The sequence below is a fragment of the Methylobacter sp. S3L5C genome (assembly GCF_022788635.1).
In the GTDB taxonomy this organism is placed as follows: Bacteria; Pseudomonadota; Gammaproteobacteria; order Methylococcales; family Methylomonadaceae; genus Methylobacter_C.
The window spans coordinates 337,435-353,074 of record NZ_CP076024.1; the positions used below are offsets into that span (position 1 = coordinate 337,435).

Below are 15,640 nucleotides of genomic sequence, written 5' to 3' on the forward strand. Positions count from 1 at the left end.
TCGTTCAATAAAAATGCACAGCCACTTTTGTAAATTAAACCCTGTTTTGACTCTGTAAAATGTATAGTTCAAACCATTTTTGGGTTAAGATCGTTGTGTTGATTACTTTTCGCTAACCGCACACAATCCTTAACGCTTTAAACCAAAAAGGTTATTTATGTATTATTTTACACCTTCACGACTTATCACCTTAATCACCAACACGTTTATAGTTATGAGCCTTATCTCCTTTGCACAGGCTGAAGGCATTGATCATAATCGTCCTCACTCCATTCAGGTAAATGGCATGGGCCGTGTCTCCATTGCGCCAGACAAAGCTGACTTAACCTTGGCAATCGAAATACAGGCAAAAAGCGCCGAGATTGCACGCGATCAAGCGGGAGCAACGATGGCAGCACTCCTAAAAGCAATAAAAGAGTCAAGCGTTGCAGATAAGGATATTCAAACCCACCAAGTTTCCTTATATCCAATCTACAAACAAGATGCTGCCAATAAAATCAACGGCTATCAACTCGCCAATAGCGTCACAATCTGCGTCCGTGACATCAGTAAGGTTAGTACCATCATTGATTCTGCGATAACAGCGGGCGGTAATGCAGTCCGCTTACAAACTATAAATTTTGCCATTGATAATCCGGAAGCTGCGTTGGCACAAGCCCGTGAAAAAGCTTACTCCAACGCACATGCAAAAGCCGAACAATACGCCAAATTAGCAGGAATCACATTAGGTCGTATCATGCATATCACCGAAGGTAATAGCATGCCGCCGATGCCAGTGCCTTATGCAGAAATGAGCGTTATGAGAAAAGCCACCTCAACTGACAATTCCACGCCAATACAGGCGGGCGAACAAGAAGTTTCAGTTACAGCTGAGGTTATTTTTGGCACTGAGTAATATGGCATCGCGGTAGCTTATTTGGCGAAGCGTTTACGCAAATTTTTAAAACGTGTGACAATTTCATCTCGCATCATTTTTCTGCCTACGGCATGACGCGCGCCACTCATAAATCCTGCGACCTGATCACTTGAGCTTCGAATAGTCGAAAAGACAAGAGTACCCTTATTGGATACAGTGAAAGCCCCTGAGACGGCTTGAGCTGCATTATAGGAATGCCCCACAAAAAACTCGCGTCTTAAGATGGTCAGACTGGCAGGACTTCGTTCTAAAATACGGTGTTCCAGCACAAAAGTCGGACGATCTTGAACCTTTCTCTTAACCCAAAAAAAACCATGTTCAATATGTAATGATTGATTTTTAGGATACTCCAGGAAGCTTCGATAGACTCCGGGAGTATCTTCAGCCAACATCGTAGCAGCCTTGGTCATCGCGACTAAATCGTTTTTTGCACTGGCTTTGGTCCCGTTCCCCCTATCATAATCAGTAACACCATTAATACCTGACTTAAGATAAGCTTTTATTCGTCCAGCCAAAATATCACGATAAACTTTAGACAACCCTTTGGTTGTCGTTTGCCGGGATGCTCTCAGCTTGGCAATTTCTTTGGTAGACAGATTAAACGTGTTGCCTCCGGTAAAATTTTTCAACTGCTTAAGTTCGGCAACGTCCGCTGAGGTAAATTTTGCTTTAGCCAAACTGGCATCAATCTTAAGCGGATTAATACGCCCTGAAGCAATCACATTAACATCAGCGTCAAAGATCCGGGCAGACAGCACCAGGTCGGCAATTTTATAGGTATACATTGGCGCATAGATGGCAAATGATTGCGCCAGCATATTATCTGTCGTTTCAGGTAAATCGGCTGTTATGATTTTTCCGGCCAACAGTTTTTTCTGATCCGCCTGTTTAAAGCCGAGACTGGTAGCAATAATTGAGAGTTCACCAAAATTGCCGGTGGCATATCCGCTAACTGAGACAAACAGCAATGCCAGAAAAATGCTGAAATTAAGAATAAGTACACGCATGAATAGAAACCGATAATTCAGATTAATAAAGTTGGCTTCTATATATAGGTTAGTCGAATTACTGTCAACACAATTCAAACAACTAACCGCGCAAAGAATGCTGATTTTCTTTTGGTTATACTTGAATAAGGCACGCCAGAGCATCAATAAATAGTCAGTATAACTTTTTGCCAAAAATCCCTAAAAACCGCAACAATTGCGACGCATGCTTAGGAATAATTCCTTTTCATAATGCGCATCTAGGCGTTTATTAATGATTTAGCTATTATGCTGCGATTTATAATAAAGTCTTGGATAAACGATGAAAAAGGTATTGTGTGGGATGCTTGGGCTAGTTAGCCTTTCAGCGATAGGTGCTGTGCAGGAAAAAGACAAACCGTTGGACTTGGGTATTATCGACATTGTCGGCGTTACCCCTTTACAAAATAGCGGCGTTGCTGCCCTAAAAATACCGGCAAATATTCAAACGGTATCTGCAAAGCAGCTGGAAGATAGCCAAAGCCTGTCATTGGCAGAATATATCAATCGTTATTTAGGTAGCGTTAGTATTAATGAAGCACAAAACAATCCGTTGCAACCGGATATTTATTACCGTGGCTTTGTTGCTTCACCGCTGCTGGGATTACCGCAAGGCTTATCAACCTATGTTAACGGTGTCCGCTTTAATGAACCGTTTGGTGACACGGTTAATTGGGATTTAATTCCCGAAGGAGCGATTGATACCATGGCTTTATTTCCAGGTTCTAATCCTGTATACGGTTTAAATACCTTGGGCGGTGCCATATCAATCAAAACCAAAACCGGATTTTCAGCTCCAGGGCATGAATTTGAGGCTTACGGCGGCTCTTGGGACAGACAATCGCAGGAACTAAGTAGCGGCTGGAATAATGGTACTTGGGGTTATTTTGTCGATCTGCATCATTTTGCAGAACAAGGCTGGCGGGACTTCTCACCCACCAAGGCCGATCAAGCATTCGGTACCTTGAGCTGGCGTGGCGACAAAGGCTCTTTGGATCTGACACTGGGCGGCAATGATAATAAAATGAAGGGGAACGGTGCCGCGCCTATCCAGTTACAGGAACAAAACAGGGCCGCTGTATTTACTCATCCTGACCAAACCATCACCCGTATGTTCTTTTCTGAATTGGCAGGCAGTTATGATGTGACGGATGCCATTGAAGTGAGCGGTAACGGCTATTTCAGGCAAAACCGGATTGGCACATTTAATGGCGATAACAGTGACTATGAAGCCTGTTTAGCTGACCCGACATTGCTGTGTGAAAACCCCGGTATCAATGAGCAAATAGTTGAAGATACCAATGGTCACGATGTCGAGGCCGACGATGCGGTCGAAGGTGCTACCAATAATTCCAGCCAAACCAATATGCGCAGTCGTGGCGGCACCTTGCAGACAGCGTTTGCCCAGGATTTATTCAAGCATGAAAATAATCTGACGGTCGGTACCAGTTATGATTATGCCGAAACCCATTTTAATTCAGATACCGAACTGGGCTCGCTAACCGATACCCGTGGCACCACGCAAAGCGGCATTTTTGTCGATGAATCCAAAGTACGCCTGCATACCGATACCTCGACAGTCGGCGTATTTTTGACTGACAGTTTTTCCATTACCAAAGATTTAACGGCGACCGTTGCGGGTCGTTATAACTATATTCATGTCAACATGAACGATATGTATAAAAATGACCCTTCAAAGACATTAGACGGCTCGCACACCTTTGAGCGGCTTAATCCTTCCGGAGGCTTAACCTACCAAATTCTTGATAATCTAAATGTGTACGGCAGTTACAGCGAATCAGCGCGAGCGCCCTCACCGATGGAATTAAGCTGTGCCAATCCGGATGCGCCTTGTAAATTACCTAATTCTTTTGTATCTGATCCACCCCTGGAACAAGTCGTCGCCAAAACTTGGGAAGGCGGCTTTAGAGGAGATTTAAACAAATTATTAGGTAAAGGTGACCTTAAATGGAATCTGGGGTATTTCCACACCATGAATAATGACGATATTATTTTTACTCGTTCCGGTGGCCTTACCAATCAAGGCTATTTCAGCAATGTAGGCAAAACCCAACGTTATGGGATAGAAGCTGGAACAATGGCCAGTTATCCGCAAGTATTCAGTCAGATTGATGACTGGCATTTTTCAACCAACTATACTTACCTAAACGCCCGATTTATGGATGGTTTTGATACTCAAGATCCATTAAATCATGACCAAATTGCCGGAGTTACCAAAGGCGACAGAATTCCCGGTATTCCTGAACATATCTATAAAGCGGCTATCAACGTTGATTTATGGAAAAAAGTATTATTGGGTTTTGACGGCATTTACAGCGGCGATAAGTATTTTAGAGGTGATGAAGCCAACAATACCGCTCAATTAAGCGGTTACTGGGTTTTTAATAGTACCGCAGAATATAAAGTGACTAAAAATTTCGCAGTGTTTGGCAAGCTTAATAATGTCTTTGATACCCACTATAACTCTTTTGGTGTTTATGGAAATGCATCTGAAGTATTACCGGGATATAACGATGGCCGTTTTGTTTCATCCGGCGCTCCAAGAGCTGGCTGGATTGGTGTGCGTTTAATGATGTAATTTAATTTAACAATCGGCGTTACGCAGATAATCAACTTTAGCGTGCTTACCGCGACGGGTAATGACATTCCCAAGCCGGAACTTGGGAACGAGCTCAACGGAATTAAGACGTGCCACTGCGTAACATCAATCAACAATAGCGCAGATGCGCCTACACAGGATTATTTTTTTATTAACCTGCTGGTAATACTTAACAGGCTGACGTGGCTTTGCCGATACGATCATTTATCGCCCGCCATGCTGCTGTTTCAGGTGGCTGCTCCACCAAAATAATATCCAACTGCAAACTATCCAGATCCCGTAATGAAGCGTATAAAGCCTGGGCGTAATCATCTGCTTGCTTGGGCATACGGATCAAACGGGTTAAGGTATTTTCTGCCGGCTTTAGACTATACGCCAGTATGCCCACTTTTTTATTCTGAAAATTCAACGTCTGAATCATTTCCGGTAAGCGCTCCGTTGGGCACAGCAAAGCCACCGTTATCGGCGCATAGTGAACCGCCATCATGCCTGGTGCACGCTGCTCTGATGAATCGGTTTGCCCGGATTGGGTAGAAACAACGAGCATTTCGGTTTGTAAAACAGCTTCAATATCGAACTGAGTAATGTAGCCCGGTCGTAACAGTTTCGGCCGGGTTCCACTCAAATCAACAATGGTTGATTCCACTCCCACCTGACAAGCGCCGCCATCAAGAATAAGATCAACAGCATTCCCCAATTCTTCTTCAACATGCACGGCTTGTGTCGGGCTAATCCGGCAAAAACGGTTAGCTGACGGAGCGGCAATGCCACCACCAAATTCCCGTAACAAACTCAAGGCTACCGGATGACCAGGTACACGCAAGCCAACAGTATCCTGACCACCGGTAACCACCGAGGAAACTTCAGGCTTTTTGTTCAATATCAATGCCAGAGGCCCGGGCCAGAATTGAGCCGCCAATTTTAGCGCGGAATCAGGCACTGACTGCGCCCAATCGTTTAGACTATCAGTACTGGCAATATGAACAATGAGCGGATGGTCGGCAGGTCGACCTTTAGCTTTAAAAATTCGCCGAACAGCATCAGGATTGGCAGCATCAGCCCCCAAACCATATACAGTCTCGGTTGGAAAAGCGACCAAGCGGCCCTGCTGCAATAACTTGACCGCATGTTCAATAGCGGCAGCATCTGCAAAAATAGGTTTCATGTTGCAATTCTTAAATTAGGTAACAGTAATAATCTTGATTTATACTTCATCAGCGCTCATCAAATCGTAAGATCTATGAGTGCAGTAAAATCAATAAAAGTAATATCCGGTTTTATTTTGGCCCGGTATTTGTCACTTTACCATGATAAGATTTACCATGTAGTGCTTCGTTAACCTCGACCGACCCTGCTTGATTTCAATTCTGGAACTCTCAGTTCTGTCATACGCCACCAAACTCAAATTTACAGATTGCCAATGCTTTTAAGCATGACACACAAAATTTATAACCATAACTCCCCAACATTTTCAAGCTGATCAATAAACTTTAAAATAGCGTATAAGTTAAGAACCCACTCTAAACAACTGCCATCCTGTTGCTATCTTTTGTTAAAAGCATAAACTCTGGACAAAACAGGTAAACACGGTAAAATTGGCTGTTATTATAACGTTAACTTTACTGTAACATTCTTAGATGGCAACTATTTCCGTTTTAAACGGCCCGAATTTAAATTTATTGGGTATTCGCGAGCCTGGGCATTACGGAAACAAAACGCTTGCTGACATACGGCAGTCACTTGAAAAAAAAGCCGCCGAGTTAAACCATCAACTCGATTTCCATCAAAATAATGCCGAACATGAAATTATTGAATTGATACATAAAGGTTACGAAAGCGGGGTCGATTTTATCATTATTAATCCGGCTGCGTTTACCCACACCAGTGTCGCCATAAGAGACGCCCTACTGGCAGCCAAAATCCCGTTTATCGAGGTTCATTTATCAAACGTCCACGCACGTGAACCTTTTAGAAAACATTCCTATTTTTCAGATATTGCCATCGGCGTCATCTGTGGATTAGGAGCTACTGGATACGAATTGGCCTTACAAGCCGCTCATCAGATATTAACCGAGAGACCATAAGCAATGGATATTAGAAAAATAAAAAAACTCATCGAAATTATCGAAGAATCTGACATCGCCGAACTGGAAATTAAAGAGGGTGAAGAGTCCATACGCATTAGCCGTTATTCTGCAGCTCCCACACAGATAACTTATGCACCGACTCCTGCTATGCAAGCTGCGACAACAGTTACCGCTGCAGCGGCCGCCGAAGAAAAAATAACCGGCCATGTCGTTAAGTCACCTATGGTAGGTACGTTTTATCGTTCAGCCTCCCCCGGCACTAAAGTTTTCGTAGAGATAGGTCAAGCCGTTTTGGCTGGCGATACGTTGTGTATTATTGAAGCAATGAAAATCCTTAATCAGATTGAAGCCGATAAAAGCGGTATTGTTACTCAAATTCTGGTTGAAAATGCTGAACCGGTCGAATATGGCCAACCTTTATTCATCATTGAATAACACGGGAAACGGGCGACAATCATGTTTGACAAAATAGTCATCGCTAATCGTGGCGAAATCGCATTACGTATTTTACGCGCCTGTAGGGAATTAGGCGTTAAAGTGGTCGCTGTCCATTCTGAAGCAGACCGCGACCTTAAACATGTCCGACTGGCTGACGAATCGGTATGTATTGGTCCTGCAGCATCGGCTGACAGTTACTTAAATATTCCCGCCATTATCAGCGCAGCAGAAGTCACGGATGCAGAAGCTATTCATCCTGGCTATGGCTTCCTGTCTGAAAATGCTGATTTTTCTGAAAAAGTAAAACAAAGCGGCTTTGTTTTTATTGGCCCGAATGCGGAAACCATCCGTATGATGGGAGACAAGATTTCTGCCAAAAAAGCGATGTTAGCTGCCGGAATTCCTTGCGTCCCGGGCAATAACGACCCCTTATCGGACGATGACAAGAAAAATCTCAGAATAGCCCGTGAAATTGGTTATCCGGTTATTATTAAAGCGGCTGGCGGAGGCGGTGGTAGAGGCATGCGCACCGTTCATACAGAATCAGCACTGATCAACGCCATCACGCTAACCAAAGCCGAGGCAGGGAGCGCTTTCGGTAATCCGACGGTTTACATGGAAAAATTCCTGGAAGATCCTCGTCACATTGAGTTTCAAGTAATGGCCGATGCCTACGGCCACGCCATCCATTTGGGTGAGCGCGACTGCTCCATGCAACGTCGCCATCAAAAAGTGGTTGAAGAAGCGCCCGCACCGGGCATTACAGAATTGCAGCGCAAAACCATCGGTGAACGTTGTGCAAAAGCCTGTATTGATATTGGCTACCTGGGTGCCGGTACTTTTGAATTTTTATTTGAAAAAGGTGAATTCTTTTTCATTGAAATGAACACTCGCGTCCAGGTCGAACATCCCGTAACAGAAATGGTAACAGGCTTTGATATCGTTAAAGAGCAACTGCGCATCGCAGCAGGAGAACCACTCTCTATCACCCAAGATCAAGTCAAAATAACCGGCCATGCCATTGAGTGCCGTTTAAATGCCGAAGACCCCAGAACTTTTATGCCCTGCCCCGGCACCATTGATCAGTTTCACATGCCTGGCGGCCCCGGTATTCGTTGCGAGACACATATTTATAATGGTTATAAAGTACCACCTTATTATGATTCAATGATAGGCAAATTGATTGCTCACGGTGATGACCGAAAAAGTGCCATTGCCCGCATGAATACGGCATTAAGTGAAATAATCATAGACGGCATTAAAACCAATATCCCGCTACAGCAAGATATTATCAATGATAGTGCTTTTGCTATTGGCGAACAAAACATCCATTATCTGGAAAAGAAACTGGGTATTCATTAAGGCGAAACAACTTAAAAGCAATATCACCACGAAGGCACGAAGGACACGAAGAAAAAGCCAAAGGTAGGTAAGGTACGTATCGCGTACCTTCATTGGAATTGATATTTAAAATGGTACGCAATGCGTGCCTTACTCGACTTAAAGCATAGATATAGTTAGTGTCAGCCTTATCGAAATATTAGCTTTGTCGAGTTAAATCGTACACATGCCTAAACGCAAGCTTGGCAAACGTTTAAATTATGAAAACAATCAAATCATCCTGTTCTATTACGTTTTTTTTATTGGCTTTAGCTTTTTCTGCATTTGGACAAACCAATGCAGAAATTGAACAAGAGCTTGTCGGGCATATCAAAAATATTAAAAAATGGTCGAGTTACGGAAGTGATTTCAATGAAGATTTGCTTGTAAAAGAAAACGAACTTTTCAAGAAAAAACTATTGGGATATACAAAAATTGATTCAACGCTAAATTATCCATTCAGCGAATTAAATAGTTATTTGCATCTCACAACCTCTGAAGACGGGAAATTGCGCATATATTCCTGGGATACCGAAATAGGAGGAAGCGTGCACTTTTTTGATAAAATTTATCAGTTTCAAGATAAGGACGGCAAAGTTTATTCAAAAAGCAACACTTTGCAAGAAGGCGACTCTGGCGCATTCATTTCCGATATTTTTGATCTTGACACCAAGAACGGAAAAATTTATCTGGCTCGTTTTACTTCAGTTTTGTCTGGTGCACTTTGTTATGAGTCAATAAATTTATTGGGAATCGAAGGCAATTCGCTGAACGACCAGATAAAATTAATCAAAACAAAATCCGGCCTGACAAACTCACTTGGTTTTGAATATGATTTTGGCTCGGTTATGGATAGAAAAGAAAGGCCGATAAAACTTATTCTTTACGATAAAGAAACGAAAACAGTCAAAATACCTGTCGTCCTCAAGGATCAGAATTTTAATAACGGAGGAAAAGTTACCGATAAATTTATCAACTATAAATTTGACGGTACCTATTTTTTGAAGCAAAAATAAATACACAAGATTCATTCTGCTTGTAGCGTGACAGCTATCGTCTTGGTTGTAAATTAGTCGCCTAACCCAACCTATAAATCATCCTTTTAAATAAATCGTCTACATTATGGCTTGGCATCAAATTTCTGTTATTACCACTGAAAACATTGCTCCACAACTTGCTGATTTTTTCAGTAATCTGGGTGCCGTATCCGTCACTTATATGGATGCTGAAGACGAACCGGTTTACGAACCGGCTATCGGCGAAACCAAGATATGGAGTAACACGCAAGTTATCGCGCTTTATGAATTGGATACTGATCCTGAGCTAATAAAAACTGCCGTTTTTCAGCAGTTTAAACAGGGTAACTTACAAGACTGGCTGTACGAAGCCGTTGCCGATCAGGAATGGGAACGTGCCTGGATGGAATATTATAAACCCATGAAGTTTGCAGATAAACTCTGGGTCTGCCCAACCGATCAGGAACAAATTGAACCCGGCACGGTTTGTCTGACACTGGATCCAGGCCTTGCCTTTGGTACCGGCACGCATCCCACTACGGCATTGTGCCTGGCATGGCTGGCCAGTCATGACTTGGCAGGTAAGACAGTCATCGATTACGGCTGTGGTTCGGGCATACTGGCAGTTGCTGCGATATTAATGGATGCCAAAGTTGCCCATGCGGTAGATATTGATCCACAAGCCATTACTGCGACACAAAGTAATGCCTTAAAAAATAATGTTCAGGATAAGATCAACTGTTATTTACCTGAACAATTTACCCCTTTACAAGCGGATATTGTATTGGCTAATATTCTGGCAAAACCGTTAATCGATATGTCAGAGCAGATTTGTGCTTTGCTTGTTTCCGGTGGCCAACTGGTATTATCGGGTATTTTGTACGAACAGGCCGAAGCCGTTATCAGTGCTTACCAACCCTACATAATCTTTAAGCCATTGGTACAGCAAGAAGACTGGATCAGACTGGACGGCATCAAACGTTAATATATTACTCACATCAACCTTTACCCTAAAAACATCACATCACTATGTCACTACCTGAAATTTATTTAAAAAAGAACGAAGACAAACGCCTGCGCAAAGGCCATATGTGGGTTTTTAGTAATGAAGTTGACACAAAAAAAACAGTACTTGAGCAATTTACTGCTGGTGATCTGGTACAGGTTAAAAGTGATGATGGTAAAATCTTGGGTACCGCTTACATCAATCCAAAAACCTTGATTTGTGCTCGCCTGCTATCAAGAAAACCTAATCTAAAATGTGGCGTTAATTTTTTTAAAGAGCGCCTGACTACTGCCCTGTTATTGCGGGAAAAACTTTTTGACAAACCTTTCTATCGCCTCGTTTTTGGTGAAAGTGACGGCTTACCCGGCCTGGTCATTGATCGTTTTGGCGCAGTATTATCAGTACAAATAACGACTGCCGGCATTGAACAACGTAAAGAAGCATTGCTTGCCGCACTGGTTGAGCTATTAAATCCCGTTGCCATCATTTTAAAAAATGACAACAGCCAACGGGAACTCGAAGGCTTAAGTCTGGAATCTGAAGTCGCCTACGGTGAACTTCCTGATAACTTGATCATTGAAGAAAATGGCGCACAATTTAAAGTAGATATTTTGGGTGGCCAAAAAACCGGTTGGTTTTATGATCATCGAAGCAGCCGCGCTTTATTGACAAAGGTTGCCAAAAATCAGCGGGTATTGGATTTATTCTCCTACACGGGTGCTTGGGGAATTCCTGCTGCCATGGCCGGAGCCGCCGAAGTTACTTGCGTTGATGCCTCTGAAAGCGCATTGGCACTGGCAAAAGAAAATGCCGAGCTTAATCAGGTCGACGATAAAATGCACTTTGTACGCAGTGATGTTTTTGAATTTTTAAAGCAGGCCCGTCTGGAAAACCAACTTTATGATATTATTGTTCTCGATCCACCGGCATTGGTTAAACGCAAAAAAGATTTTAAACAAGGTTATGAAGCTTATCGCCGATTAAATCACCTTGCCCTTCAGGTTTTATCCAAGAACGGCATACTGGTATCTGCCTCTTGCTCTTATCACCTGACTCGTGAAAATCTGCATGAAATTTTACGCGGCTCAGGACGACATATAGATCGACACCTGGTATTTTTTGCCAGCGGTGGCCAAGGACCTGATCACCCAATAGATCCTGCAGCGCCTGAGACTGATTATTTAAAAACCTTCTTTTGCTCGGTTTCATCAAGCTTATAAAGTTATTGAGACATCAGAATGGCCATTATAGAATATGAAAAATCTTGTACTCTTTGTGGACAACGAGAGGTGATTGAAAGCCTAAACTTAAATACAACCAATGGCCTGCTAAGGTTTTGCTGCACCGGTTGTCTCAGTGTTTATCAGCTTCTTAATGAATACCAATTAATAACATCGACTGAACAAATACCACCAAACCAATAAGGATACCTAAAAAATGAAAGCATGCGATTCATGTTCTGGCCGGGCTGAAATCGGCAAAAATCATAAAAAAGTCCCTATCCTGCAAAGATCAATAGGCCTGTTTCTTGTTTATTTGCCGATACTGACATTACCGTTTGTATTTCTCAGTGCCTACCTGACTTACTATCATTTACGAATGATCGGTGGGGAAAACATTAAAACCCTGGCTGATTTTCTACCTGAAAGAAGCTCGCATCGCTATAACCTGAAAAACCAGATCACCATGGATGGTTCATTCAAGTTCAGCCTGGCACAATCAAAATTGTACTGGATATTAAATTGCACCTGGTATTGCCCGGTCAGTGTTGCACTTTTTGAATGGCATGCTTATTTGGTCAAAATCGTTGAGAACTGGTGGTGTCCGTTCACCCATGAGAAAAAAGAAGGCTACAGCAATGCCAAAATTGATCAGTCATTCTGGCATATTTATCCCGAAGACATAGCCAAACTGGACCCGGAAGATCGCGACAATCCAATCTGGAATGACTCTGCCGATAAATGACTGAGGTTCAAGGGCAAAGGTTCAAGGTAAAAACAGCGCGTGACGGGGTTTGCAACTCCGTTACTCACGTTTTGAAATCTACTTAAGCCTTCAAACGTTTCGGTCGGGGTTGCAAACCCCGACCGGCAACAAAAACAAGAAGATCGGCACAATCACATCTGAAATGATCCTACGAGAAATAACTCAGACTCAAGGGATAAAGTAAAAACCAGCCATCTCACCGATATACCTTTAAACCTTGCATCTTTAACCTTGAACCTGCCTTATGCACATCGGCCCCTATCAACTTAAAAACAATCTAATTCTGGCACCTATGGCCGGGGTCAGCGACCGTCCTTTCAGGGAATTATGCAAGCAATACGGTGCAGGTTTGGCTGTGTCGGAGATGGTGGCATCCAATCCAGCTTTACGTCACAACAAAAGAACTTTATTAAAAGCTGATCACAATGGCGAAACAGGCTTTCGTTCTGTGCAGATTGTCGGTACAGATCCACAACAAATGGCTGATGCAGCAAGATTTAATGCTCGGCGCGGCGCACAAATCATTGATATTAATATGGGTTGTCCGGCCAAAAAAGTCTGTTCCGTAGCCGCAGGCTCGGCGTTATTAAGAGACGAAATACTGGTGAAGAAAATATTGGATGCAGTTGTTAATGCCGTTAATATTCCTGTCACCCTAAAAATTCGTACCGGCTGGGATTTGGATAATCGTAATGCCGTTGAAATCGCCAAAATAGCAGAACAATCAGGCATTGCCGCCTTAACCCTGCATGGCAGAACACGTGCGTGTAAATTTAACGGGCAAGCTGAATATGAAACAATTAAACAAGTTAAACAGGCAGTCAGTATCCCTATCATTGCTAACGGTGATATTGATTCGCCAGAAAAAGCCCGCTATGTTCTTGATACCACAGGTGCAGATGCAATTATGATAGGACGGGCGGCTCAAGGAAATCCATGGTTATTTAACCAAATCAGTCATTTTCTTAAAACCGGAAAATCCCTTGAAAAACCAATAGATTCGACTATTCACAATACACTTCTCAGTCATTTGGAACAACTATATAGCTTCTATGGTAATGCCTCCGGTGTTAGAATAGCCAGGAAACATATCGGTTGGTATTTTAAACATCTTGGTACCATAAACCAGGAGACAAAAAACAATATCAACCAGGCTCAATGCCCATCCCAACAACTAGTACTGATTAATTCAGCATTTAATCTTTTATCAACCCGTAGTGCTGCATAATATGACCGCCTCTCAAAATAGTGCTGAAATCATTAATATAGACAACAAAAAAATAGTGCTATTGCCCTTGTCTGCCTATGTCAAACAGACAGTAGAGTTATACCTTTCACAGTTAAGTGGTCATGATGCTGTAGGTTTACATGCCATGGTCATCAGCGAAGTTGAAAAACCCTTATTGGAAGCAACTCTGGAACACTCAGGATATAACCAAACCAAAGCTGCAAAAGCACTCGGTTTAAGCCGTAGCACCTTACGCAAAAAACTGGATCAGTACGGTATATCCTAAAGCCTGCCAGGATGCAGCTTGGCTGTATCCTGGCACTCTCTCACCAACACATCCATCACAAAAAGGTCTGCATGAACAAAAAAATCACTCGCGCCCTGATCAGCGTTTCTGATAAATCCGGTATCGTCGATTTTTGTCGGGAATTGAGCCAGCTAGGCATTGAAATTCTGTCTACTGGCGGTACTGCCAAAACGTTGGCTGAACATAAAATACCGGTTACTGAAGTCTCTGATTACACCGGTTTTCCGGAAATGATGGATGGCCGTGTTAAAACCCTGCATCCCAAAGTTCATGGTGGCATTTTAGGCCGCAGGGGAATTGATGATACGGTTATGGCAGCTAACGGCATTAACCCGATTGATATGGTTGTCGTCAATCTATATCCGTTTGAACAAACGGTAGCCAACCCTGATTGTGATCTGGAAACAGCGATTGAAAATATCGACATCGGCGGCCCTACCATGATCCGCGCTGCCGCTAAAAACCATGCCGACGTTGCCATTATTGTTCATCCATCTGACTACGCGGCAACCATCGCTGAACTCAAAAACACTAATAACAGTTTGTCTGACCAGACCCGTTTTAATCTGGCGCTAAAAAGCTTTGAACACACAGCACGTTACGACACGGCAATTGCCACTTATTTGGCTAATATCAACGGCAGCCAATTTCCGGAAACGCTTAATTTACAGTTTTATCATAACCAAACCATGCGTTATGGGGAAAATCCTCATCAAAATGCGGCTTTTTATCGGGAAAAATTCCCGGCTTCAGGTACGATTTCTGCTGCCAGGCAACTTCAAGGCAAGGAATTATCCTACAACAATATTGCTGATGCCGATGCAGCCCTGGAATGTGTTAAATCATTTACTGACAAACCAACCTGCGTTATCGTTAAACATGCCAATCCTTGCGGTGTTGCCGAGGCAGAGGATATTTTTACTGCCTATGATAAAGCTTATGCAACAGATCCAACGTCTGCATTTGGCGGCATTATCGCTTTTAACCGGGAACTGGATGAGCAAACAGCCGCTGAAATTGTCAAGCGTCAATTTGTCGAAGTGATTATTGCGCCCACCATTAATCCTGCGGCAATAGCGATTCTGGCCGGCAAACAAAATATTCGGGTATTGGCCTGTGGCGAATGGGCAGGGTCTATACAACCTGCCCTTGATTTTAAGCGTGTTGCCGGTGGTTTATTGGTTCAAGACAAGGATTTGGGCAAAATCACCAGTGCCGACATTAAAATTGTCAGTCAACGTACTCCGACTGAACAAGAACTTGCCGATTTATTATTCGCCTGGAAGGTTGCCAAGTTCGTCAAATCCAATGCCATTGTTTATTGCAAAAGTGGTCAGACTATCGGTGTAGGTGCAGGGCAAATGAGCAGGGTCTACTCGGCCAGAATCGCCGGTATTAAAGCCGCTGACGAAGGCTTGGTTGTTCAAGGTTCGGCAATGGCTTCAGACGCCTTCTTTCCTTTTAGAGATGGCATAGATGCCGCTGCAGAAGCCGGCATAACCGCCATTATTCAACCCGGTGGTTCAATGCGTGACAACGAAGTAATTGCCGCCGCAGATGAACACAATATAGCCATGGTATTCACGGGTATGCGCCATTTCAGGCATTAAGCATAGATACCTTCGTTAATT

At 43.1% G+C, this 15,640-nt stretch carries 14 protein-coding genes; 12 read left to right on the forward strand and 2 right to left on the reverse strand.

Going from position 1 to position 15,640, the window contains the following annotated elements; translation table 11 throughout:
• Nucleotides 1-214 precede the first annotated feature (214 nt).
• Nucleotides 215-895 carry an SIMPL domain-containing protein gene (locus KKZ03_RS01640; RefSeq protein ID WP_243219672.1) on the forward strand — a complete coding sequence of 227 codons (681 nt, stop codon included), beginning with the start codon at nt 215-217 and terminating at the stop codon, nt 893-895.
• Between the two features lie 17 nt (nt 896-912).
• Here the strand turns inward: KKZ03_RS01640 and KKZ03_RS01645 are convergent, their stop codons facing one another.
• Complete coding sequence (locus KKZ03_RS01645) at nt 913-1,923, reverse strand: hypothetical protein (RefSeq protein ID WP_243219673.1); 1,011 nt, start codon at nt 1,921-1,923, stop codon at nt 913-915.
• A 301-nt stretch (nt 1,924-2,224) separates the two neighbouring features.
• Between KKZ03_RS01645 and KKZ03_RS01650 the strand changes: the two genes are divergently transcribed.
• Complete coding sequence (locus KKZ03_RS01650) at nt 2,225-4,540, forward strand: TonB-dependent receptor (RefSeq protein WP_243219674.1); 2,316 nt, start codon at nt 2,225-2,227, stop codon at nt 4,538-4,540.
• A 190-nt stretch (nt 4,541-4,730) separates the two neighbouring features.
• Here the strand turns inward: KKZ03_RS01650 and KKZ03_RS01655 are convergent, their stop codons facing one another.
• The gene (locus tag KKZ03_RS01655) at nt 4,731-5,726 is read right to left on the reverse strand and encodes an L-threonylcarbamoyladenylate synthase (protein WP_243219675.1); all 996 of its coding nucleotides are present in this window, start codon (nt 5,724-5,726) and stop codon (nt 4,731-4,733) included.
• Between the two features lie 472 nt (nt 5,727-6,198).
• On the opposite strand from KKZ03_RS01655, the gene aroQ reads away from it, so the two are divergent.
• The 10 genes from aroQ to purH all read left to right on the forward strand — a co-directional run bounded on the left by aroQ (nt 6,199) and on the right by purH (nt 15,619).
• Entirely contained in the window at nt 6,199-6,645 is a 447-nt protein-coding gene (gene aroQ, locus KKZ03_RS01660; RefSeq protein ID WP_243219676.1) for a type II 3-dehydroquinate dehydratase, read from the forward strand.
• 3 nt (nt 6,646-6,648) lie between these two features.
• Nucleotides 6,649-7,083, forward strand: coding sequence for an acetyl-CoA carboxylase biotin carboxyl carrier protein (gene accB / locus KKZ03_RS01665; protein WP_243219677.1), 435 nt, complete (start codon nt 6,649-6,651; stop codon nt 7,081-7,083).
• Between the two features lie 21 nt (nt 7,084-7,104).
• Complete coding sequence (accC, locus tag KKZ03_RS01670; protein ID WP_243219678.1) at nt 7,105-8,448, forward strand: acetyl-CoA carboxylase biotin carboxylase subunit; 1,344 nt, start codon at nt 7,105-7,107, stop codon at nt 8,446-8,448.
• A 239-nt stretch (nt 8,449-8,687) separates the two neighbouring features.
• Complete coding sequence (locus tag KKZ03_RS01675; protein ID WP_243219679.1) at nt 8,688-9,482, forward strand: hypothetical protein; 795 nt, start codon at nt 8,688-8,690, stop codon at nt 9,480-9,482.
• 106 nt (nt 9,483-9,588) lie between these two features.
• Nucleotides 9,589-10,467: a 50S ribosomal protein L11 methyltransferase gene (gene prmA, locus KKZ03_RS01680; protein WP_243219680.1), complete on the forward strand. Its 879-nt coding sequence runs from the start codon at nt 9,589-9,591 to the stop codon at nt 10,465-10,467.
• Between the two features lie 44 nt (nt 10,468-10,511).
• The gene (locus KKZ03_RS01685; protein WP_243219681.1) at nt 10,512-11,708 is read left to right on the forward strand and encodes a class I SAM-dependent rRNA methyltransferase; all 1,197 of its coding nucleotides are present in this window, start codon (nt 10,512-10,514) and stop codon (nt 11,706-11,708) included.
• A gap of 217 nt (nt 11,709-11,925) precedes the next feature.
• On the forward strand, nt 11,926-12,453 hold the full coding sequence (locus KKZ03_RS01690; RefSeq protein ID WP_243219682.1) for a hypothetical protein: 528 nt from the start codon (nt 11,926-11,928) through the stop codon (nt 12,451-12,453).
• A 265-nt stretch (nt 12,454-12,718) separates the two neighbouring features.
• Nucleotides 12,719-13,702, forward strand: coding sequence for a tRNA dihydrouridine synthase DusB (gene dusB, locus KKZ03_RS01695; protein ID WP_243219683.1), 984 nt, complete (start codon nt 12,719-12,721; stop codon nt 13,700-13,702).
• Between the two features lies 1 nt (nt 13,703).
• Nucleotides 13,704-13,988: a helix-turn-helix domain-containing protein gene (locus KKZ03_RS01700; RefSeq protein ID WP_243219684.1), complete on the forward strand. Its 285-nt coding sequence runs from the start codon at nt 13,704-13,706 to the stop codon at nt 13,986-13,988.
• A 71-nt stretch (nt 13,989-14,059) separates the two neighbouring features.
• Nucleotides 14,060-15,619: a bifunctional phosphoribosylaminoimidazolecarboxamide formyltransferase/IMP cyclohydrolase gene (purH, locus tag KKZ03_RS01705; RefSeq protein WP_243219685.1), complete on the forward strand. Its 1,560-nt coding sequence runs from the start codon at nt 14,060-14,062 to the stop codon at nt 15,617-15,619.
• Nucleotides 15,620-15,640: the final 21 nt, after the last annotated feature.

Bases quoted from the DNA above. Each gene is read 5' to 3' on its own strand.
- KKZ03_RS01655 (WP_243219675.1), bottom strand. From the start codon at position 5,726: ATGAAACCTATTTTTGCAGATGCTGCCGCTATTGAACATGCGGTCAAG.
- KKZ03_RS01685 (WP_243219681.1), top strand. From the start codon at position 10,512: ATGTCACTACCTGAAATTTATTTAAAAAAGAACGAAGACAAACGCCTG.
- dusB (WP_243219683.1), top strand. From the start codon at position 12,719: ATGCACATCGGCCCCTATCAACTTAAAAACAATCTAATTCTGGCACCT.
- prmA (WP_243219680.1), top strand. From the start codon at position 9,589: ATGGCTTGGCATCAAATTTCTGTTATTACCACTGAAAACATTGCTCCA.
- KKZ03_RS01640 (WP_243219672.1), top strand. From the start codon at position 215: ATGAGCCTTATCTCCTTTGCACAGGCTGAAGGCATTGATCATAATCGT.
- accC (WP_243219678.1), top strand. From the start codon at position 7,105: ATGTTTGACAAAATAGTCATCGCTAATCGTGGCGAAATCGCATTACGT.
- purH (WP_243219685.1), top strand. From the start codon at position 14,060: ATGAACAAAAAAATCACTCGCGCCCTGATCAGCGTTTCTGATAAATCC.
- KKZ03_RS01675 (WP_243219679.1), top strand. From the start codon at position 8,688: ATGAAAACAATCAAATCATCCTGTTCTATTACGTTTTTTTTATTGGCT.
- accB (WP_243219677.1), top strand. From the start codon at position 6,649: ATGGATATTAGAAAAATAAAAAAACTCATCGAAATTATCGAAGAATCT.
- KKZ03_RS01690 (WP_243219682.1), top strand. From the start codon at position 11,926: ATGAAAGCATGCGATTCATGTTCTGGCCGGGCTGAAATCGGCAAAAAT.
- KKZ03_RS01700 (WP_243219684.1), top strand. From the start codon at position 13,704: ATGACCGCCTCTCAAAATAGTGCTGAAATCATTAATATAGACAACAAA.
- KKZ03_RS01650 (WP_243219674.1), top strand. From the start codon at position 2,225: ATGAAAAAGGTATTGTGTGGGATGCTTGGGCTAGTTAGCCTTTCAGCG.
- KKZ03_RS01645 (WP_243219673.1), bottom strand. From the start codon at position 1,923: ATGCGTGTACTTATTCTTAATTTCAGCATTTTTCTGGCATTGCTGTTT.
- aroQ (WP_243219676.1), top strand. From the start codon at position 6,199: ATGGCAACTATTTCCGTTTTAAACGGCCCGAATTTAAATTTATTGGGT.